Here is a 21,980-nt window from a genome sequence, read left to right on the forward strand (position 1 = left end):
TATAGATGAAACTATTTTTTTATTGCGTCCATTCTATAGGTACCATTTTTAAACTTAACCTTTTTATTAATTCTTTTTTAGATATTTTTTAATAAATTAAGACTTAACTCCAATCAATATTAAATGCTCTTTAAACTTATATATAAACAAGTAGCTCCTAATATTGTGCCTACTAATAATAAACTTAGTATAAAAAACTTTTTAGGTCTATTAATCTTAGATTTTTCTCTATCACTAATAACCATATCTTTTATTAAAGAAATGATTAAATACATCATACTAAATGAAAATAATAAATTAAAAACAATAAGTACATAATCATTATTAATTTTTTTACTAATTGGCCATTGCAATATAATTATAGCCCACATTAATATATCTTTTTTATTAAAATATTTTTTATTAATTATTTCCTTCATAAAACCCCTCCCGATTTTACTCTGTATAATTTGTAAACAATACTAAAATAATTATAAAATCTCATAGTCTTTAATTTATATATAGTAAAAACTATGGATAAATATATGTTTATCCATAGTTTTTAATTGTTATTCTAGTCATCCAAAATTTACAATGTTTAATTAGAATGTAATTTTAGAATCCTATAACAACTATTTTTGTTCCATAACTTTTACGTTATTTTCTCCAAAAATATCTTTTAAAAGCTTTATACTATCATACTCATTTTCTAGCCAATAACCTTTGTCTAACAAATATGATTTTCTATCATCAGCTGTACATAAATACACCGGAGTATTACCTTTTAAATCTAAAAATTTTCTTTTTATTTCTTCTGTAGCTAATTTTAACTTACTTTTATCCTCTATAAGAACATATATTTTATCCTTGCTTATATTTACTAGTGGGTCTATCTGTTCACACAAAATTTTATTTTGCTCATCTTCTCGTACAGCAACCCTTCCTTTAACTAATACAACCTCATCTTCATTTAAGAGATTTCTATATCTTTCAAAGGTTTTAGGGAAAACTACAACTTCTATAGCTCCATATAAATCTTCTAAAGTCAAAAATGCCATCATAGTATTATTTTTAGTTATTTTTCTATTTACAGTTGAAATTAACCCTCCAACTATAACCCTATCATTATCGCTTACTTTAGAGGTATCTTCTTCTATATCTATATTATCCTCTAAGTTTTCACTTTTAAGCAAATCTGATATATTATGACTTGTCTGCATTTTTAAAGATTTTTCATAATCATCTAATGGATGACCAGATAAATATATTCCTGTCATTTCTTTTTCCATAGCTAAAATTGCTCTTTTATTAAATTCTTTTATATCAGGAAAATCTACTTCTGAATTTGCCTCATCATCTAATATATCTGTAAATAAGCTTATTTGTCCTTTTACATTTCTTTTTCTTTCGTTATTTACCCCCTCTAAAACTCTTTCATATACTGCTGAAAGTTTAGAACGATAAATACCTAAAGAATCAAATGCACCAGATTTTATAAGACTTTCTACTGCTCTTTTATTTACAATAGATGTATCTATCTTATTGCAAAAATCCATAAATCCTGTGAACTTCCCTTTTTCCTCCCTATCTTTAGCAATAGATTCTATAACATTTTCTCCAACGTTTTTTATTGCTGAAAGTCCAAATCTTATGCTATTTTCACTTACTGTAAAATCAGAATAACTTTCATTTATATCCGGTGGAAATACTTCTATACCTAATTGATTAGCAAATCTAATATAATATGCCACCTTTTCATTAATTCCTTTTACGGAGTTTAACATTGCTGCAATAAACTCTGCTGGATAGTATCTCATTAAATAGGCTGTTTGATATCCTATTACAGCATAACAAGCAGCATGACTTTTATTGAAAGCATAAGAAGCAAAATCCATCATTTGGTCAAATATTTTATTTGCAGCCTCTTCTGAAATACCATTTCTAATGCAACCTGGCACTTCAACATTACCATCATCATCTACAATACCATAGATAAAGTTTTTTCTTTCCTCTTCCATCACCTTATGCTTTTTCTTTGACATAGCCCTTCTAACCATATCACTTCGCCCTAGTGAATATCCACCTAGCTTTCTAACTATTTCCATTACCTGTTCTTGATAAACCATAACTCCATAGGTTACATCTAGTATGTCTTCAAGTTCCTTTGTTTCATACTGAACATTATTAGGATTTCTTTTACTTTCTATATACCTAGGTATCTCAGCCATAGGACCTGGTCTATAAAGACTTATTCCCGCTATAATATCTTCTAGAGAGTCTGGCTTTAACTCCTTCATGAAACTTGTCATACCCGCAGACTCCAGCTGGAATACCCCTACAGTTTTACCTTCACCTATCATTTTATAAACATTTTGATCATCTAAATCAATCTTGTCTAAATCTATATCAATTCCTCTATTTTCTTTTATAAATTTAAGGCAATCTCTCATTACAGTTAATGTTCTTAACCCAAGAAAGTCCATTTTTAAAAGTCCAAGTTCTTCTAAAGTTCCCATTGTGAATTGCGTAACTATCATTTCCTCATTTTTTTGAAGTGGCACATAGCTTACAAGAGGTTTAGATGCTATAACTACCCCAGCAGCATGAGTTGAACTATGTCTTGGAAGTCCCTCTAAATCCTTTGCCACATCTATAAGTTCTTTAACTCTTTCTTCATCATCATAGGCTTGTTTTAACTCTGGATTCATTTCTAGTGCTTTTTCTATTGTGATATTTAAAACTGTTGGAATCATTTTAGCTATTCTATCAACTTCTGCATAAGGATAATCCATAGCTCTTCCTACATCTCTTATACAAGCTCTTGGAGCCATAGTTCCAAAAGTTATAATTTGAGATACATTATCTTTTCCATACTTTTCAACAACATAATCTATAACCTTTTGTCTTCCTTCATAACAAAAATCCGAGTCTATATCTGGCATGCTAACCCTTTCAGGATTTAAAAACCTTTCAAATATAAGTCCATATTTTATAGGATCGATTTTAGTTATATCTAATGTATATGCAACTATAGCACCTGCAGCCGAACCCCTTCCCGGCCCTGTTGGTACACCATTTTCATTTGCAAATTTTATAAAATCCCAAACTATCAAGAAATAATCTACATATCCCATTTCTCTAATTATTCTAAGCTCATACTCTAATCTATCTATAAGATTTTGAGCCTGTTTATTTTTTTCCCCAATTAAATTAACTTCTTCATAGTTCAAATCTTTATCTTTTAGTACATTAAAAGCATCATATTTCTCTATTAATCCCTCATAGCATACTTTTTTTAAATATTCATAAGCCTCAACGCCTTCTGGTAATGGAAACTTAGGCAATTTAGATTTATGAAATTCATAATCAAAATCACACATTTCTGCAATTTTAACTGTATTCTCCAAAGCTTCTGGTATATATCCAAATGCTTTTTCCATTTCCTCTGGAGACTTTAAATAAAATTCATTAGATGGATATCTCATTCTATCTTTTTCTTCTACTGTTTTTCCTGTTTGTATACAAAGTAGGACATCATGAGATTTAGCATCTTTTTTATCTATATAATGTATATCATTTGTGCAAACTAACGGTATATCACATTCTTTAGATAACTCTATGAGCATTTCATTTACTTTTAACTGGTCCTCAAGATTATGATATTGAAGTTCTAAATAAAAATCATCTTTAAATATGCTCTTAAATCTTAATGCAGCCTCTTTTGCTTTTTCTTTATTATTATTAAGCAAATGTGATTGAACTTCTCCACCTAAACATGCACTTAGTGCTATAATTCCTTCGCTATGATTTTGTAAAAATTCATGATCTATCCTTGGTTTATAATAAAATCCTTCTATAGATGCCTTAGATACTATCTCCATTAAGTTCTCATATCCACGCTCATTTTTAACAAGTAGCACTAAATGGTTTGTTTTATTTTCACTACGATTATCTTTAATAAACATAGAGTTTGATGCTACATAAACTTCACAACCGATTATAGGTTTTATACCTGCGTCCTTAGCTGCTTTATAAAAGTCTACACATCCATACATAACGCCATGATCTGTTATAGCTATACTTTTCATTCCTAGTTCTTTAGTTTTTTCAATTAATTTATTTATTTTACCTGAACCATCTAAAAGGCTATATCCTGTATGCACATGAAGATGAACAAATTTTCCTAAGTCCTCTTTATGTAAATTTTCATTCATATCCATCCTCCTCTCTATATCTCGTGTATATCTCAACATAAGTCTTTATTTATCCACTTTAAACTATTAATTACTTTTTAAGACTACCTTTTATAATTAACCTTTCACTTCCATCATCACTACATGTTACAAGGGTTATTGTAGGAGTTGAAGTTTCCTTTAAAACATCCATATTATTAGGTTTTACAATTTCGCTGCCACTTACTTCATAAGTGTAGTTTGAATCATATGTAGTAAATTTTATTATATCACCTTTTTTTAGTTGATCTAATTTTAAAAAGAACTCTCCTGTAGAATAATTTCTATGTCCAGCTAATGCAAAATTTCCATTTTCACCTGCCATTGCAGTATTCAAAAAATGACCTACAGCATAATCGATTGTTTCTTCCTCTGTTCCTTCCTTAACCGCTACCTTTAATCCAATATTAGGTATTTCAAGAATTCCAAGAACAGTTGTATCTTCTATTTTCCCCTCTTTTACACTTTTTTCAAAACTTTGAATATACTTATCTTGTGCCTTTTTAGTTTTAAACTTATTATTAGTCCCCATAGCTATCATGGCAATACCTGAAATTAATAAAATTCCAGCTAATCCATTTATCAATATTTTTTTTACACTCAAAATCTATTCTCCTCCTAAAAATAATTACTTTTTATATTATACACCATATGTGATTTAATTTTTATATTCCAAATTATACTATTTGTGTCAAAAGAATTAATTTTTATTTAGCCTTTTAAATTCACAACTCTATTTTAAATATATATTTGAAATTTTTCTTAAGACATATAAATACTATTTTAATTGTTTCCATAATTATATATTTTAGAATAAAATATATAAAACTAGTAAATAAAAAAATAAATTTAACTTTATTTTACTATAAATAAAATTAAATTTAAAACCTTTCTACATATATAGGGTTCCAAGTTAAGTTTTAAAGTTACTCATTTATCAAATAAGAAAACTCAAATTAATATTTTATCAATAACTAAGAGATTATTTTAATTAAAAGTTAAGAGTGAGTAGTTGTACTTATTTTTCTCAACTGATAACAAAAATTTATTCACTAACCTTAAAACATTTTTATACAAAATGAAGTGTTGAATTTTATGTAATTCGGAGCATGCCTCACTATTTTGGAATCCTATAATGATTTTAATTTTTAGCTTGTTACTTATTTAAAACTTTTCAAATAAAAAAATATAAAATAAATAGTTATTTTAAACTAATATTTTATATTTTTCATCATTAATAAAATTTCACTGCATTTTTATAATATTTTATTCCAAAATATCCTATGAATATATATATGCTATAACAACATATAAGACTACATAAAGAAGGTATAAATATAGTTCTACCCATTAACTTTTCTACTATTAAGTTTACGAAAACATTATCTAATGTTGCAATTATTAACGGCACTATAAATATGGTTTTTATTTTTTTATTTATAATTTTATTTATTGAATTATTTGATACACCTAAATTTTTTAATGCAAAATATTTTTCTTTTTCACTATATACACTATTTATTTGCCTTAATAAAATAGTTCCACCATTACATATAATTAAAATTAAAAATATAAATCCACCTAAAAAAAGCATTGGTCCGTAAGTTTTTAAATCCATTTTATAGCGTCCAATATATGAATTGAAATCTAAATTTTTACCCTTTAATTCATTATATATACCTAAACTACTATCCTCATTTTTTACATCTATAAGCCTATATACATTTGTTTTACCTAAAGATTTAATTTTATTATAAATTTCATCTTTAACTACAACTAAATCCATACCTACTCTTTTATTTATCAATCCTTCATTATACTGTTTTTTTATTTTTAAATTAGTATTATCTTTACTACTTTGCATATAAGTTCCCTCTATAAAATTATAAAGCCCTACTCCTGCTGACTGTTTAAATATAATACATTCATTACTTTCAAATTCTACTATATTAATATTTTTAACTTTAGATATATATCTGTAATCACTTTCGCTAATAAAATCCATATAACTTTCAACAATTCCACTTTTACTGCCTAATACTTGATTTAAATGGTATTTATTATCAAATCTTATTGTTTTTATTGTTTTATCTAATATAATTTTATTGTCTTGATATTTTTTAAAAATATTATCTAAATCATCTTTATATGTATAATCCTTTGTAATCACAAAACTAAATTTATAATCATTTTTAGAATTTTTTACTGTATCATAATATATGGAAGATGTAATACTCAAAATAGTTACTGCACAAGCTATTACTACAGTGTTAATAGTTAAGATTTTGGCATTACTGCTCAATTTATTACTTATATCAGATATAAATATTAAATTTTCTCCTCTATAATATAATTTTTTAGATTTTTTTAAAACACTTACTAGGATAACTATAGTACTAAAAAAGAAAAAATAAGTTCCTATTATATTAATAATTAGCACTAGAAAACAAAAATCTAATGAAGATCTAATTAATGGAGTAAGTGCTAAAACATATGATGTAATTATTAGTACTATTCCTAAAGTACATTTGAAAATAGATTGATTTTTACACATAACTTTTTCTTTTTTATTTTTCAATAATTCTATCAATTCACATGATGTTATAAGTTTATAACTTTTGATTTCTGAAATTATAAAAAATATGCTTATAATTATTAATGTAATTATTAGTTCTTTAAAATTTATATTTATTGAAGCATATTGTTTATTTTTAGATAAAGTAAAAATAATCATTAACATTAACTTTGATAATATGGTTGCTAAAAAAATTCCTAAAGTTGAAGCTATAAACAATACTATTAATTTTTTTATTAAAAAGAAGAAATAAACCTTCTTCTTTCTAACACCAAGAACTCTATATACACCTATTTGCTTTTTTATTCTGTTTACTAAATTAACATTACTTAATCCTAAAAGAATGCCAAAAATAATTGTAAAAATTATAATTGAATAAATAATTAACATAATAAAAAAAATACCTATTTCTTTAGAAAAATTTTTATCACTTATAATAATTAATGTACATATAGCAAAAACATAACAAATTAATATAAAAAAATATTCTTTAAAACTTGCAAAATCTTTCTTGAAATTTTTAAGAAAGACTTTAACAAATTTCATTTTTTATTCCCCCAAGCATTGCAATCATATCTGTTATTTTAAAATAAAATTCTTCTTTACTTTCACCTTTTACTATTTCAGTAAATATTCTTCCATCTTTTATAAATAAAATTCTATCTGCATAACTAGCTGCCAGTGGATCATGTGTAACCATAATTATTGTTATCTTATATTCCTTGTTTAAATTTTGTAAATTACTTAAAAATATTTTACAATTATTAGAATCAAGTGATCCTGTTGGTTCATCTGCTAAAATTAATGATGGATTTGTTATAATTGCTCTACAAGCCTCAGCTCTTTGTTTTTGACCACCTGAAATTTCATAAGGATAATTACTTAACACATCATAAATACCTAGTTTTTTAGTTAAATCTTCAACCTTACTTTCCATTATTTCTACTTTCTCATTTTTAAAAGTTAATGGTAATATTATATTTTCCTTTATAGTTAAAGATTCTAAAAGGCTTGTCTCTTGAAATATAAATCCTAACTCCTCTTGTCTAAGTTTTGATATTTCCTTATCATTAAGTCTATTTATGTTTATATTATTTAAAAGAACACTTCCATCTGTAATACTATCAACACTAGAAATTATATTTAGCAACGTAGTTTTTCCTGATCCTGAAGGTCCCATTATCCCTATAAATTCTCCTTTATTAACAGTAAAACTTATGTTTTTAAGTGCTTTAAATTTATTATTTCCAAATCCATAAATCTTACTTACATTATCTACCACAAGTATATTATCCATATAACTTCTCCTTTAAAACTGTTAAATTATATTTTTAATGTTATATATTATATTATAATTCTTTTTTATTCAATATATAACAATTAGTTGCAAATACAACCATACTAAATATAATTAATACACTAACTTGAGAAAAAGTATATATTTTACTTTGAAACATCATATTAGTTGAATAAAATGGTAAATTTTCTATTATTGTTTTTACTCCATCACTTAGTCTTGAAGATTGTAGCGCATTTCCGAAAAGAGCTAATATTAAATCAAAATAGCATATATAAGTTACTATTGCACCAATATTACTATTATCAGCTAACATAGTCATTAAAAATATACTTAAAGCTAAGCTACAGCTATAAAGAATAAAATATGATAAATCTTTTATACTATTTATAAAATTCATTGAATCTAAACCTGTATTAGAAATGATACTAACAACTATACTTCCTAAAATAAGTGCTATATAAAATATAATTGAATTCATAATTATTGATATTAATTTAGATAGAAATATTTGAAATCTACTATAAACTCCTGAATATAGTACTCTATTAACATTTTTTTCAAAACCTTTTCCTAATATGAAAAAATTAGTTATTAAGATTCCATAGGACAACATGTTGTTAAAATTTCCTGGAAAACTTTCTATATTACGGCTTCCCAATATAGCCATTAAACAACATATTATTATAATTAATACTATGTTTCTATTTTCCTTAAATACTTTTCTTTCCTTTAAAGTTAAATCAAAAATTTTATTCATATCTATTTTTGCTCCTTTTACAAATTATTTAATCTCTCTTTTATTCATTATTAATAAGGAAATTATAGAAAATGCTATTCCCCAGCAAATCATAACTAATACTCCATTTAAATTACTTCCATTCATTAATTCAGAAGTTATATAAAAAGGTGTTTTAGTAAATATATATAAACCTGTTGGTACTTCCACTAACTTATTAACCGTTACTACAAACGCTGCTGCCAAGAAATTTACTACTCCTAAAATCAAGCTACCTACAACTACAGTTATTTTTGTTTCATAAGTTATAGATACTATAACCATAGCTAATGCCCCTATAGTGAACGTTGTTGCCACTAAAGCTATTAATAATCTTAAATGATTTAGATGTATAAAACTTTCAATGCCTAATTTATTAGGTATTGAAAGTGCTGCAAACAATCCGTTAACCTCTGTCGTAATCCACACTATTACCCCTAATAAAATTAAAGAAATTATTTTAGAAATCATTATTTCTGTTCTTGTAAAAACTCCTGAAAATATTGTTTTTGTTGTATTATGTTCTATATCATTTGCTAATACTAAAAAGCTTAGATATACTATACCAATATATAACATACGCAAAAATTCAAAATTATAACAATTAATATCGTATCCACCAGGTTGTATAAAGAAAATCCATATAGCGGAATATATAAAGCATAATATTGTTCCTAAAATATATTGTTTAGATTGAAGTATGTTTTTAATAGTTTTCCAAGATAAATTTAATAATTTAAACATTTATATCACCGCCTACTGTTTTCATAAATTTTTCTTCTAAACTTTCCTTCTCTTCATAAACACTTGTAAATAAAATTCCATCATTTATAAGTTCTTTTATAATTTGTTGAATCTCAATTTTATTTTTTTGTATTTTTACTTTATCTACATCTTCAGTTGAAAACTCTATATTTTTTTCTTTAAAAAATCTTTTAAATTCTTCTATATTTTTAGTTTCAAAAACAGTAGTAGCTATTTCACTACCTTTGTTTTTTAAATCCTCGCATCTAATTACTTCGCCCTTTTGCATAAATATAACTCTGTCACAAAGCATCTCAATTTCTGAAAGTATATGACTTGATATTAAAACTGTAGTTTTCTTTTTTTCTGAAATATATTTTATAAATTTTCTTATTTCTATTATTACATTTGGATCTAATCCATTAGTAGGTTCATCAAGTATAAGTAATGGTGGGTATGAAAGTACTGCCTGTGCAATACCTAATCTTTGTCTCATACCTAAAGAATATGTTTTTACTTTTTTATTAATAGCATCTTCTAAACCTAACATTTTTACAATTGTAGAAATTTCATCATTATTTTTCACTCCTGATATTTGAGCGAAAAACTCTAAATTTTCATATCCAGTTAAATTAGGATATAATCCTGGAGTTTCTATAACACATCCTACTTTTTTTGTTTTACTTTTTTTCATGTTCATAATGTTTTCATTTTGTATAAAAACTTCTCCATCATACTTATTAGTAAGTCCAGTTATTATTTTCATAATAGTTGTTTTGCCTGCTCCATTTGGTCCAACTAACCCAATGATTTCACCTTCATTCATAGTGAAATTAATATTTGAAAGCACAGTCCTTGTTCCATACTTTTTAGTTACATTGTTTATTTTTAAAATATTATTCATAATTTTTTCCCCCTAGTCATTTATGTTTGAATCTATTTATATTTTATCGCCTTATTAGTACCCTATCCATTTCATTACATAACAAACTCTACCTATAAACTTACATTTTTGTAATATTATAATGTTTATTTTCTATTTTTCACTTTATTATAAAGAGAAATGTATTTATAATTGTATTGTAAGTAAAAAATGTATTTTTACGGTAAGGACGGTGTATTATGTTTAAGATACTTATAGTGGAGGATGATTTAGATTTATCTAATCAATTAACTATTCATTTAAACAAATGGGGTCATAATTCAAAAGCTGTTGGAAACTTTCAAAATATTTTGCCAGAATTCAAAGCATTTAATCCTAATTTAATTCTCTTAGATGTGAATTTACCTTTTTATGATGGTTTTTACTGGTGTAATGAAATAAGAAAAATTTCAAAAGTACCTATAATTATTATCTCTTCTCGAGATTCTAACATGGACATAATAATGGGAGTTAACTTCGGTGCAGATGATTACATTAGCAAACCTTTTTCTTTTGATGTACTATTAGCAAAAGTTAATGCTATTTTAAGAAGAAGCTATAATTTCACAAGTGATTCTAATGATATTTTGGTACATAATGATGTAACTTTAGATTTGACCCAAGGCATTGTATATTATAATGAGCAATCTATAGAACTTACTAAAAATGAACTTAAAATTATTTCTATTCTTATGAAATATAATAAACAAATTGTCTCTAGAGACAAAATTATGGAAAAACTATGGGATAGCTCTTGTTTTGTCGATGATAATACTTTAACTGTAAATGTGAATAGGTTAAGAGGTAAACTTAAAGAACTGGGGTTAGAAAATTTTATTGAAACAAAACGTGGCATAGGATATATAATCAGTTAAATGAACTTTTTAAAATTTATTAAAGACAATAAAACCTTTTTTATATTTGACACCAGTTTTTTAGTATTTTTATATTTAATTATTATTTGTTCTCCTATTACAGGAGATATCTTTAACATATTCTCATACATATTCATAATTAATATTTTATTTTCTTCTCTATACTTGTTGTATTTATATAATAAAAGAAAAAAATTTTTACTATTACTATATTCATCTTTAGAAAATAAAAATTTCAATGAATTATCTAAACTAAATAAAACTTATGAAGAGAGTTTATATTTTAATTTATTTAAATCTCAAAATATGATATATGAAGATACTTTGAAAACTTTTATAGATGGATATACTGAAAATGAGGAGTTAATAACATTATGGATTCATGATATAAAAATCCCTATCTCTATAATTAAACTAATTATAGATGAAAATATGGATTTGAGCTTTGAACCAACTCTTAAAGACATTGATTTTCAAGTTAAGAACATAGATGATTCTTTAAATAAATTACTTTATTTAACTAGATTAGATGATTTTGATAAAGATTTTATAATATCAAATGTTAATGTTAAAAAAATAATAGAAAAAGTTATAAGTAAACATGCTAAGTATTTTATATCAAAGAAGCTTAAATTGAAACTTATTAATTTAGATTATTACATATTAACTGATGAAAAATGGCTATTTTTTGTAATTGATCAATTAATAAGTAACTCTATAAAGTATGTTAATTACAATGGATGTATCTTAATAAGATGCCATATAGAAAATAATAATCTTATTCTTACAATATATGATAATGGCATAGGTATTAAACAAGAAGACCTTTCAAGGGTTTTTAATAAAGGCTTTACAGGAAATAATGGAAGAGTTAATACTAAATCCACTGGTCTTGGACTTTATCTAGTAAAATCTTTATGTGATAAAGTAGGCTATACTATTTTTATTAAATCTAAAATTAATTGTTACACCGCTGTGTCAATTGGTTTTCCTAATTTTTCTGATAAAGAAATATAAAAGAAAAGAAGCTCAAAATAATTAAAGAGCTTCTTTTCTCTTATATTAAATATTGTATAAATACTGTTGCTAATCCTAAGAAAAAGAAAAATCCTAAAACATCAGTAGCTGTTGTTACAAAAACTGCTGATGCTAGTGCTGGATCTATTTTTAATTTTTTAAGTGTCAATGGAACTAAAAATCCTGCTGTGGTAGCTACTGTCATATTTAAAATCATAGCCAGTCCAATAACCAATCCAAATACAGGTTTTCCAGACCAAACTCCACCTATTATAGAAATACATATCCCAACTGAAAGTCCATTAGTTAAACCTACACCTATTTCTTTAAAGAAAATCTTTTTAGCATTTTCAAAATTTAATTCCCCTAGGGCTAATCCTCTAACAACTATCGTTAATGTCTGCGTTCCTGCATTTCCACCCATGCCTGCAACTATTGGCATAAATGTAGCTAATATAACAACTTTACTTATAGTTCCTTCAAACATACTTACTGTTGCTGAAGCTAACATCGCAGTAAGTAAATTAACAAATAACCATGGAAGTCTACTTCTTACAGATTCAAAAAGTGTTCCATTAACTTTTTCACTTTCACCAACTCCACCTAAACGATGTATATCCTCAGTTGTTTCATCTCTTAAAACATCTATTATATCATCAACGGTTACAATACCTAGCATCTGCTCTTCATCATTTATAACAGGCATTGTTAAAAACCCATATTTTTCAAACCTATGCGCAACTTCTTCCTGGTCCATGTCATGATGGACACTTATAACGTTGCTATTTAAAACATCAATAATTAATGTATCAAAAGGACTTACAACTATTTCTCTTAATGATACAACACCCTTTAACTTTTCATCTTCATCTACAACATACAGATAATATGCACTTTCTGCATTTGGAGCAACTTTTTGAAGATATTTTAATGTTTCTTTCACAGTCATATTTTCTTTAATTGAAATATATTCTGTTGCCATTATACCACCAGCTGTATCTGGCGCATAAGTAAGCAATTGTTTAACATCTTCAGCTTCTTCAACTGGCATGTTATCTAAAATTCTCTTAGATTCAATTTCATCTAAGCTACCTAATAAGTCTGCGATTTCATCAGATGACATTTCTTTTAATATATTTTTTTGCTTTTTCTCAGAAAAATTCACCAAAAGTGCATATTTTTCTTCATCATCTTCTTCGTCTATAACTTCTGCGATTAGCCATTCTGGTATTCTATGAAGTATTTTAATTACATCTACAGCCTCTATTTCATGTAGTACATCTAATATGTCTGCTGGATGTATATCCTCTATTATTTCATCTATTCCCTTTTGTGAACCGTAAAGTAATAACCTTTTTAATTCTTCCCTGTCCATTTCAAGTTTCATCAAACTCCTCCTTTAAATTAAGAGAAGCCTTGGAATAAAAAGTGTATAAATGAATTCAAGGCTACTCTTATATATTTACTTGTAAAATTGCACCTACTATAAGGGTCGCTGTCCATTTATATCACCTCCCAAATTTATAAAAAACTATTAAATATCATTAAAAACAATAAAAAAAGACCTTCCAGCTCCTTGCTAAAAAATCTAGTATCTTTTAGTTGTAGAGCTTTAGCACTATAAAGCTTAGACTTATCGTCAGCTACATTAAAAATTACCTTTGCGATAATTCCTGTTAACCCATTGGAATCTCTCGATTTTTCTGGGCAGTAGCATGTGTCTTTATAGGAGCCTCACCTAACAATTCAATTTTTCTTCCACATATAATATTATTCCTTTAAATAATACATGTCAAATCAAATTTTATATTTTTAAATCAACATATAAATTCTTCATAGCATTATTTCTCTAAATTTATAATAAAATTTTCATTGATAAATTAAATCAAAAACATAACTAAATAGCAAAAAAGGATATTCAAAATAAATTTTGAATATCCTTTTTAAATAATTAATTATTTTTCTTTAACAAAAGTTCCTTCTTTCATTATTACATCCATTTTATCAACAGATATATTTTTTATATCTTCTAATGGATTTCCATCTATTACAAGAAGATCAGCAAATTTTCCCTCTTCTAATGTTCCTGTTACTTTATCTATTCTAAGCATTTCAGCTCCATTTTTAGTAGCAGCCATTATTGTCTCCATTGGTGTTAAACCTGCCTTATTTAATGCATACATTTCAGTGATTGCATATTTACCATATGGAGTTAAACTACTACAAAAAGAATCTGAACCTACTGTAATTCTAATACCTTTTTTATTTGCATTCTGAAGATTATCTATTATACGATTCAATTCTTTTTCTGCAATTGTTGCACCTGGATATTTATCATGTATTGGTCTATATGGTGGTTCATATACTGTAAACCACTCAAAGAAGAATTGAAGAGTTGGACAGAAAGTAATATCTTTTTCTTTCATTATCTCAAGGCATTCCTCATTTAATTCTTGTCCATGTATAATTGCAGAAACTCCTGCTTTACAAGAATTTAATGCTCCTTCATATCCTTCTGCATGTGACCAAACTGGTAATCCTACCATTTTACATTCATCAACAACTGCTTGTATTTCTTCCATACAATAGTGTGAATCTGCTTTAGCATCTAATCTCCATATGCCACCACCTGTTGACCATATTTTAATTGCATCTGGATTTTCACGTAATCTTTTTCTTATAGCTTTGCGAAGTTCCCAAGGTCCATCGATACGTTCTGCCCAAGGATGAGAATCGTTGTTGTAATCTAATGGTAATCTATGTGAATCACCATGTCCTGCTGTTCTACAAAATCCTAATCCTGTAGTTACAACACGTGGTCCTGGTATTATGCCTTCCTCTATCATATTACGAATATGTATTCCCGAACGTGAAATTTCTCCTACAGATGTTAATCCATGTTCTAATGCTTCACGTGCTTGAGCAACTGCTACTATTGTTTTTTGTATAGGTGGTTCAAGTACCCAGTCACTATCATTATCAGTTAAGTTTCCACTAAAGTGAAGATGACTATCTATTAATCCTGGCATAATAGTCTTGCCATTTATCTGTATTTTTTCATAATCATCCTCAATCGTTTTCATTGCTCCTGCATAAACGATTTTCTTGTCTTCAACAAGTACTAGTGAATTTTCTATTGAATCTTTTCCTGTTCCATCTATTAGCAATCCGCCAACAAATGCAATTTTACTCATAAAAATTCCCCCTAAATTGTATAGGTTTATTTCTTGATGTTTCAAATTCATTAATATTAAAATTGTTTAAACCTATGCAAATTTCTAAAATTTTATTAAGCATATAAAAAACAAAATATAAATATTCTAAACAAATAAGTTAGAATACTAATCTATTATTCATTTAATTATGCCTTTTATTAAAACATCACTTTTAGTATATATTAATTGGGATTTTTTATCTATACAAAATTTAAACTTTATTAACATAAATTTAAATTTTATGTTATATTTTCTTGTTGAATAATTTCTATAAAAAAACTGTACTAAGTTCTATGATTTTCAACTTAGTACAGTATTATTTAAATTACTTTTTCATTAATATTTTACTATTTTTTATTAAAACATATCCTATTAAAAATACAATACAATTAAGAATTACACATGTTATTAAAGCACTATTTAGAGATATTTTTGCAAAAAAACCGATTATTATATTACAAATTGCAGCTACTATGTTACCTATCATTGCATAAGCTGACAATATTGTAGCTCTATTAATAGAATCTATACTGGCATTTTTTATAGTTTCTGTTAATGGTTGTGTAATTGCAAAAGCTCCTTCAATAATAAATATTAATCCTATTGTTATATAAGAAATATTATTAATTATCAATATGCTATTAGCCACAATAATTAATATTAGAGCTAAAATATAAGTGTTGTTTCTTCCTATACGTTTTTTTACTACATGTGCTCTAATTGCTATAAATGTAGCAATTTGCATAATTGCCGCTAATATTCCAAACCACTTCATATCTATTCCACTTCTTATATACAGTGGTTGATTTAAAAATACACAAACACTATGAGTAGTTTCCGAAATAACTGCTATTAAAATGATAAAAATTAAAATTTTCTTATTTTCTAACGAAAATTTTAAACTTTCTATTATAGTTTCTTTTTTTTCATTACTCTCAGATTTTACATCTTTTAAAAAAAAGCTTAATAAAAAAGTTACTACATAAGCCATTATTGTAGCTAATGCTAATAAATCTAAGGATTTTTTAACCATTATACCGCTTAAAAGTGACGATATTAGAAAACCTAATGTAGAACATCCACTATATCTTCCGAAGGTCTTATCACTATCTTCTTCCTTTATCGATCCATATAATATTGCACTATCGCATCCTGAAATACCTGAAATAGCTAACGCAGCTAATATTGCTTCTAACAAAAACATATTAAATGACTTTGCATAATAAAAAGCTACTTTTGACAATAAAAATAATCCAAAAGAAATATTTAAAGTCTTTTTATATCCTATTTTATCTCCAATAATACCCCAGGGAATTTCAAAAAACATCATAAGCAACACAAATATACTTTCCAAAAAGAATATTTCATTTAACTGAAGCCCTCTATCCAATCTATAAATAGTTGCAAAAGCACCATAAAACACTAAACCTTGAAAAAAGGCTATAATATATAATATATATTTATTTTTTAATCCTTTCATAATCGCCCTCCATTATTCTAAACACTTAGGATTCCAAGCTTCATTTTTAATTTATCTAATATCAATAAAATTATTTTTATTAACAAATCAAATTTAAAACTTATATTCCTATATTTATTTGCATAACAAATAAACCTAAAAACCTAGGTTCTTTTAAAATTCACATCACAAAATTATACTTCTGTAATGCTATTTAACTTGTTAGTACAAATCAATGTTTAGATGCGACCATAAAGGCATTCCCCTTTCAATTGTATATTCAAGTAAATTATACCATAATATCCAATATAGTTTTTAATAATATTTTGTTAATTTCTTTTTATATACTTATATTAAATTAATTATTAAAAATTTAATTTTTTAGTCACATTGTGAACTGTATATTAATATATTACTAAGAGAAAGATAGTATTTTAATGAAAATTTATACATTTGAACTTTTTTATGTTGTTTTATAAATTTAAATTTATTAGGAGTTGAGCATTTTGAAAAAATTAATTTGTATTCTAATTTCTCTATGCACTATTACTTTTATTGGATGTTCTAATAAAACCAATAAACCTTTAGATTCTAAAGGCACTTCTAACGCGGTCAATCTTCAAACTAAAAAAGATTCATCTAAAAAAGATGTCAGTAATTCTACAAATAAAAAAGAAGCAACGACAGCTGAAAATACTTCTAAATCAAACAATGATTCAAAGAATATAGAAACTATAGTTAACAACCTTTCAAAAGAAGATGATGCTAATAATGAAAATACATCTAATTCGGAAAAAGTAAATCCTGAAACTGCTAAAGAAAATCCTTCTATTTCTGAATCTGAAATCATGAATCTTATAAATAATGGTGAGCAAGCTTTAAGGTCCATATTTAAAGGCTCTGCCTATTATTCCAAAAACATTATAATTAAAAATGATGTTTATTATGGTGAAGTTACTGATTTTAGTTCAAGAGAGGAAATGGCCGATTCTTTAAAACCATATTTCACTAACGAAGCTATAAATTCACTTTTAGATAAGTATTTAATAACCGAAAATGGGAAATTGTATTTTACTATAGGAGATGCTGGTAGACGGGTTAACTATGATGACTCTCAAAGAAATATTGAATACAATGAAAATAAGATAACTGTAACTTTTTCTCGTGTATATTCTGAAAATGACATAGGCAAAGAAGTAAAAACTCTTCAACTTATTGATGGAAAATGGTTATTTACAAACTTTTGGTATGTTTAATATAATTTATATAAGATAATATACTTTACGTTCTTTTATTTTTAACCAAAACTTTTTTAAAATTATTATGCTAAGTTTTTAACTTAGCTTTTTTGTATTTTCAAATTTGTTATAATGTGCTGCTTTTAGTGATATACTTATTATATAAGTTTAATATTATTGGAGTAGAAAATGAATTATATAATTTTTGATTTAGAATTTAATCAAATCACAAATACTAGCAAAAATGATTTAAAATCTAATACTGACTGCCCTTTTGAAATAATTCAAATTGGAGCAGTAAAATTAGATGAAAACTTTAATTTAATTGATAGGTTTAATTCTTTTATAAAACCACAAATATACTCTGAACTTAATCCTATTATTGAAAAATTAACGTCTATAAATATTAATATTTTAAATAATGGTGATAATTTTGAAGATGTTTATAATTCTTTTACTAATTTTGTTTCTTCTAATGATATCTTTGTTGTTTGGGGAGCTTGTGATATGAAAGAATTATTTAGAAATGCCAAACATTATAATTTAGATGATTCATTATTACCTAAAGAATTTATTGATATTCAAAAATATGCATCTAAATACTTTAATTATAAAAAAGGTAAAGTTATAGGATTAAGTACAGCTATAGATTTACTATCTATTTCTGTTGATGGGAATTTTCATAATGCTTTAAATGATGCTTTATACACATCAGAAATATTTAAAAAATTATATAAAAATGATATTATCCCAACAATATATGAGATTACTAAAAGTACTAGTCGAAAGACTAATAGTACTTCCAAGGTCGATTTAGAAGGATTACTTAATCAATTTGAAAAAATGCTTAATAGAAAAATTACTAAAGAAGAAAAATATATAATTAAAACTGCATATTTTATGGGCAAAACTAATCAATTTAATGTTGATTAGTAATAAAAGCTATGAAATTTATATAAATTTCATAGCTTTTATTACTATGCTCAAATAACTTATTCTTGTTTAAATCTTTCTATTATATAGTCAACTATATATTTACTAGCATTACCATCTCCATATGGATTATTAGCCTTTGCCATTTTATTATATTTTTCTTCGTTATCTAATAACTCTTTAGTTAAATTATAAATGTTTTTTTCTTTTGTTCCTGCTAATTTTAATGTTCCTGCTAATATCCCCTCAGGTCTTTCTGTAGTATCTCTTAAAACTAAAACAGGCTTTCCAAGTGATGGTGCTTCCTCTTGAATTCCACCACTATCAGTCATTATTATATATGCTTTATTTAAAAAATTATGAAAATCCAACACTTCTAAAGGTTCAATAAGATGTACCTTTTGATTATTCCCTAAAACTTCATTAGCAATTTCTCTTACAATAGGATTCAAATGCACAGGATAAACCACTTGAACATCATCAAACTCATCAACAATTCTTTTTATAGCCTTAAACATATTTTTCATAGGTTCTCCTAAATTTTCCCTCCTATGAGCAGTTAAAAGAATCATTCTGTCACTTCCAATTTTATTAAATATAGGATGATAGTATTCATTGTTTACCGTTGTTTTTAAAGCATCTATAGCTGTATTTCCTGTGACATATATGTTTTCTTCTTTTTTTCCTTCTTTAATTAAATTTTTCTTAGATATTTCAGTAGGTGCAAAATGCATATCTGCTATTATCCCTGTAACCTGTCTATTTACTTCTTCTGGGAATGGAGAATACTTATCATAAGTCCTTAGTCCTGCCTCTACATGACCAACTGCAACCTGATTATAAAAAGCTGCCAAGCTACCAGATAGAGTTGTTGTTGTATCTCCATGAACTAAAACTATATCAGGTTTAACCTCTTTTATAACGTCATTTAACTTTTGTAGTGCATTTGTTGTTATATCAACTAATGTTTGACCTTTTTTCATTATATTTAAATCATAATCTGGATTTATATCAAATGCAGTTAATACCTGGTCCAACATTTCTCTATGCTGTGCAGTAACACAAACAACACTTTTAACATCTTCCCTACTATTTAATTCTTTTACTAAAGGTGCCATTTTTATTGCTTCCGGTCTTGTCCCAAACACAGTCATTACCTTTATCATTACATTTCCTCCTTAAATCAATACACTTTTAATAGTAACCTATACTCTATCCATTATACCTGCTTATATTATCATACTTAATATTATTTTTTATATAATAATTTTACAATATATATTATCCTTTGTATCTATTATACTTAAAAACTCTTTTTTTACACAAATTTATACATATTACTAATTTTAATATATAAAAATAGGAAATTTAACATAATTAAATTTCCTATTTTTTTAAATATTTATTTATCATCTATAAATTTTGATATTAACATGGTACAAACTGTATTCCCTGCTGAATTTATAAGTGTAGCAGGAGCATCAATAATTGTTGCTATAACAAGCATAATAGCTAATCCTTCTGGTGGAAATCCAAATATACTTAGAATAAGCATTTCACCAATTGCTCCACCACCTGGAACTGCACCTACTACAGCACCAATTAAAAGCCCAACAATTAAAATTATAAATAATGTACCAAAATCATCAGTACTTCTTCCAAATATCCCAAATAAAAACATTATCTTAAATATACCACCTACTACAGAGCCGTCTTTGTGTATATTGACACCTAATGGCATAATAATATTAGCAAGAGTATCTGAAACCCCCATCTTTTTTGCAGCTCTAATATTAGCAGGAATACAAGCTGCACTTGAACAAGTAGCAATTGCTGTAATTGATGGTTCTGCTGCATTTTTCCAAAATAATTTTATTCCTTTTTTTCTATCTGCTACATAAGCATAAAAAGTAAAAAATCCAAAATAATATATAATTGTTATAGCTAAATATAATACAAATACCTTAGCATACCCCTGTAAAATTTGACTACCTAATTGTCCTATAACCGAGGCAAAGTAAGCTCCTAATCCAATTGGAGCATAATACATTATTAAACTCATCATTTTCATTGTTACTGCTGCTCCACTATTTAAAAATGAAGCAAAAGGTTTGCCCTCTTCTTTAGACAACATTGTAGCAAATCCAATTAACATAGAAAATATTATTAATGCAAGAAGATTACTTCTTGATAATAACTCTGAAAAATCTTTTACCGTTATACTAGAAACAATTTTTTCAAATATACCAACATGTTCAGTTGCATTACCTTCAAAATTACTCATAATCTCTTTAAATATAGATGGATCTAATCCTTTAGTTGGATCAAATAGCTTAAAACTTACAACACCTATAATACCTGCAATAGTAGCAGTAATAGCAAAAACTACTATAGTCGTTCCTAAAATTTTACCTAGTTTTTTAGAATTATCCATATTCGCAATAGCAGAGGATATACTAAAAAACACTATCGGTACTAATAATGAAAATATTAAATTTAAAAATAAATTTCCAAAAGGCTCAAAAACTATAGCTTTTTCTCCCATCGTTAATCCTACAATTCCACCAATAAAAATTGATGCAAGTAAAATTAATGATGACTTATAATTTTTTAAAAATTTCACTCTCATCTTACCTTTCTACATGTTTATTAAATAAACTCATAAACACTCAATTCAAACCCCTTTTTATTATACAAGTTACAGTCAAACTTGAAA

The 21,980-nt window shown here is 26.0% G+C and carries 17 protein-coding genes and 1 riboswitch; of the genes, 4 read left to right on the forward strand and 13 right to left on the reverse strand.

Annotated elements, in window-relative coordinates:
- Positions 1–119 precede the first annotated feature (119 nt).
- The 8 genes from KQI36_RS07015 to KQI36_RS07050 all read right to left on the reverse strand — a co-directional run bounded on the left by KQI36_RS07015 (position 120) and on the right by KQI36_RS07050 (position 10,509).
- The gene (locus tag KQI36_RS07015; RefSeq protein ID WP_216450301.1) at positions 120–419 is read right to left on the reverse strand and encodes a hypothetical protein; all 300 of its coding nucleotides are present in this window, start codon (positions 417–419) and stop codon (positions 120–122) included.
- 192 nt (positions 420–611) lie between these two features.
- Positions 612–4,193 carry a DNA polymerase III subunit alpha gene (locus tag KQI36_RS07020; RefSeq protein ID WP_216450302.1) on the reverse strand — a complete coding sequence of 1,194 codons (3,582 nt, stop codon included), beginning with the start codon at positions 4,191–4,193 and terminating at the stop codon, positions 612–614.
- Between the two features lie 70 nt (positions 4,194–4,263).
- Entirely contained in the window at positions 4,264–4,815 is a 552-nt protein-coding gene (locus KQI36_RS07025) for a class D sortase (RefSeq protein ID WP_216450303.1), read from the reverse strand.
- A 630-nt stretch (positions 4,816–5,445) separates the two neighbouring features.
- Positions 5,446–7,332, reverse strand: coding sequence for an FtsX-like permease family protein (locus KQI36_RS07030; protein WP_216450305.1), 1,887 nt, complete (start codon positions 7,330–7,332; stop codon positions 5,446–5,448).
- Entirely contained in the window at positions 7,319–8,083 is a 765-nt protein-coding gene (locus KQI36_RS07035) for an ABC transporter ATP-binding protein (protein ID WP_216450306.1), read from the reverse strand. The genes KQI36_RS07030 and KQI36_RS07035 overlap by 14 nt, the downstream gene beginning before the upstream one ends.
- A gap of 52 nt (positions 8,084–8,135) precedes the next feature.
- The gene (locus tag KQI36_RS07040) at positions 8,136–8,843 is read right to left on the reverse strand and encodes a hypothetical protein (RefSeq protein WP_216450308.1); all 708 of its coding nucleotides are present in this window, start codon (positions 8,841–8,843) and stop codon (positions 8,136–8,138) included.
- Positions 8,844–8,867: 24 nt separating this feature from the next.
- A complete protein-coding gene (locus KQI36_RS07045) occupies positions 8,868–9,605 on the reverse strand; it encodes a hypothetical protein (RefSeq protein ID WP_216450310.1) in 738 nt (245 codons plus the stop codon).
- A complete protein-coding gene (locus tag KQI36_RS07050; RefSeq protein ID WP_216450311.1) occupies positions 9,598–10,509 on the reverse strand; it encodes an ABC transporter ATP-binding protein in 912 nt (303 codons plus the stop codon). Before KQI36_RS07050 ends, KQI36_RS07045 begins: the two co-directional genes overlap by 8 nt.
- A 218-nt stretch (positions 10,510–10,727) precedes the next feature.
- Here KQI36_RS07050 and KQI36_RS07055 point away from each other — a divergent pair, with 218 nt between their 5' ends.
- Together KQI36_RS07055 and KQI36_RS07060 are read left to right on the forward strand one after the other, a co-directional pair.
- Positions 10,728–11,402, forward strand: coding sequence for a response regulator transcription factor (locus KQI36_RS07055; RefSeq protein ID WP_216450315.1), 675 nt, complete (start codon positions 10,728–10,730; stop codon positions 11,400–11,402).
- Positions 11,403–11,726: 324 nt separating this feature from the next.
- The gene (locus KQI36_RS07060; RefSeq protein WP_216450317.1) at positions 11,727–12,419 is read left to right on the forward strand and encodes an ATP-binding protein; all 693 of its coding nucleotides are present in this window, start codon (positions 11,727–11,729) and stop codon (positions 12,417–12,419) included.
- A 40-nt stretch (positions 12,420–12,459) separates the two neighbouring features.
- On the opposite strand, the gene mgtE is transcribed toward KQI36_RS07060, so the two are convergent.
- From mgtE to KQI36_RS07075, 3 genes are all read right to left on the reverse strand, one after another.
- The gene (mgtE, locus tag KQI36_RS07065; RefSeq protein ID WP_216450319.1) at positions 12,460–13,806 is read right to left on the reverse strand and encodes a magnesium transporter; all 1,347 of its coding nucleotides are present in this window, start codon (positions 13,804–13,806) and stop codon (positions 12,460–12,462) included.
- A gap of 203 nt (positions 13,807–14,009) precedes the next feature.
- Positions 14,010–14,172, reverse strand: a riboswitch (M-box (ykoK) riboswitch).
- A 202-nt stretch (positions 14,173–14,374) separates the two neighbouring features.
- Positions 14,375–15,613, reverse strand: a complete 1,239-nt coding sequence (locus tag KQI36_RS07070) for a metal-dependent hydrolase family protein (RefSeq protein WP_216450320.1) — start codon at positions 15,611–15,613, stop codon at positions 14,375–14,377.
- Between the two features lie 346 nt (positions 15,614–15,959).
- Positions 15,960–17,114, reverse strand: coding sequence for an MFS transporter (locus KQI36_RS07075; RefSeq protein WP_216450323.1), 1,155 nt, complete (start codon positions 17,112–17,114; stop codon positions 15,960–15,962).
- Between the two features lie 485 nt (positions 17,115–17,599).
- On the opposite strand from KQI36_RS07075, the gene KQI36_RS07080 reads away from it, so the two are divergent.
- Together KQI36_RS07080 and KQI36_RS07085 are read left to right on the forward strand one after the other, a co-directional pair.
- Entirely contained in the window at positions 17,600–18,349 is a 750-nt protein-coding gene (locus KQI36_RS07080) for a DL-endopeptidase inhibitor IseA family protein (RefSeq protein WP_216450324.1), read from the forward strand.
- Between the two features lie 171 nt (positions 18,350–18,520).
- On the forward strand, positions 18,521–19,264 hold the full coding sequence (locus tag KQI36_RS07085; protein ID WP_216450325.1) for a 3'-5' exonuclease: 744 nt from the start codon (positions 18,521–18,523) through the stop codon (positions 19,262–19,264).
- A 59-nt stretch (positions 19,265–19,323) separates the two neighbouring features.
- Here the strand turns inward: KQI36_RS07085 and wecB are convergent, their stop codons facing one another.
- Both wecB and KQI36_RS07095 read right to left on the reverse strand, forming a co-directional pair.
- A complete protein-coding gene (wecB, locus tag KQI36_RS07090; protein WP_216450327.1) occupies positions 19,324–20,430 on the reverse strand; it encodes a non-hydrolyzing UDP-N-acetylglucosamine 2-epimerase in 1,107 nt (368 codons plus the stop codon).
- A 236-nt stretch (positions 20,431–20,666) separates the two neighbouring features.
- Positions 20,667–21,887 (reverse strand): dicarboxylate/amino acid:cation symporter, encoded by a 1,221-nt coding sequence (locus KQI36_RS07095; protein ID WP_216450328.1) that lies wholly within the window; start codon positions 21,885–21,887, stop codon positions 20,667–20,669.
- Between the last annotated feature and the right edge of the window lie 93 nt (positions 21,888–21,980).

The organism is Clostridium senegalense, assembly GCF_018916625.1.
GTDB lineage: Bacteria > Bacillota > Clostridia > Clostridiales > Clostridiaceae > Clostridium_J > Clostridium_J senegalense.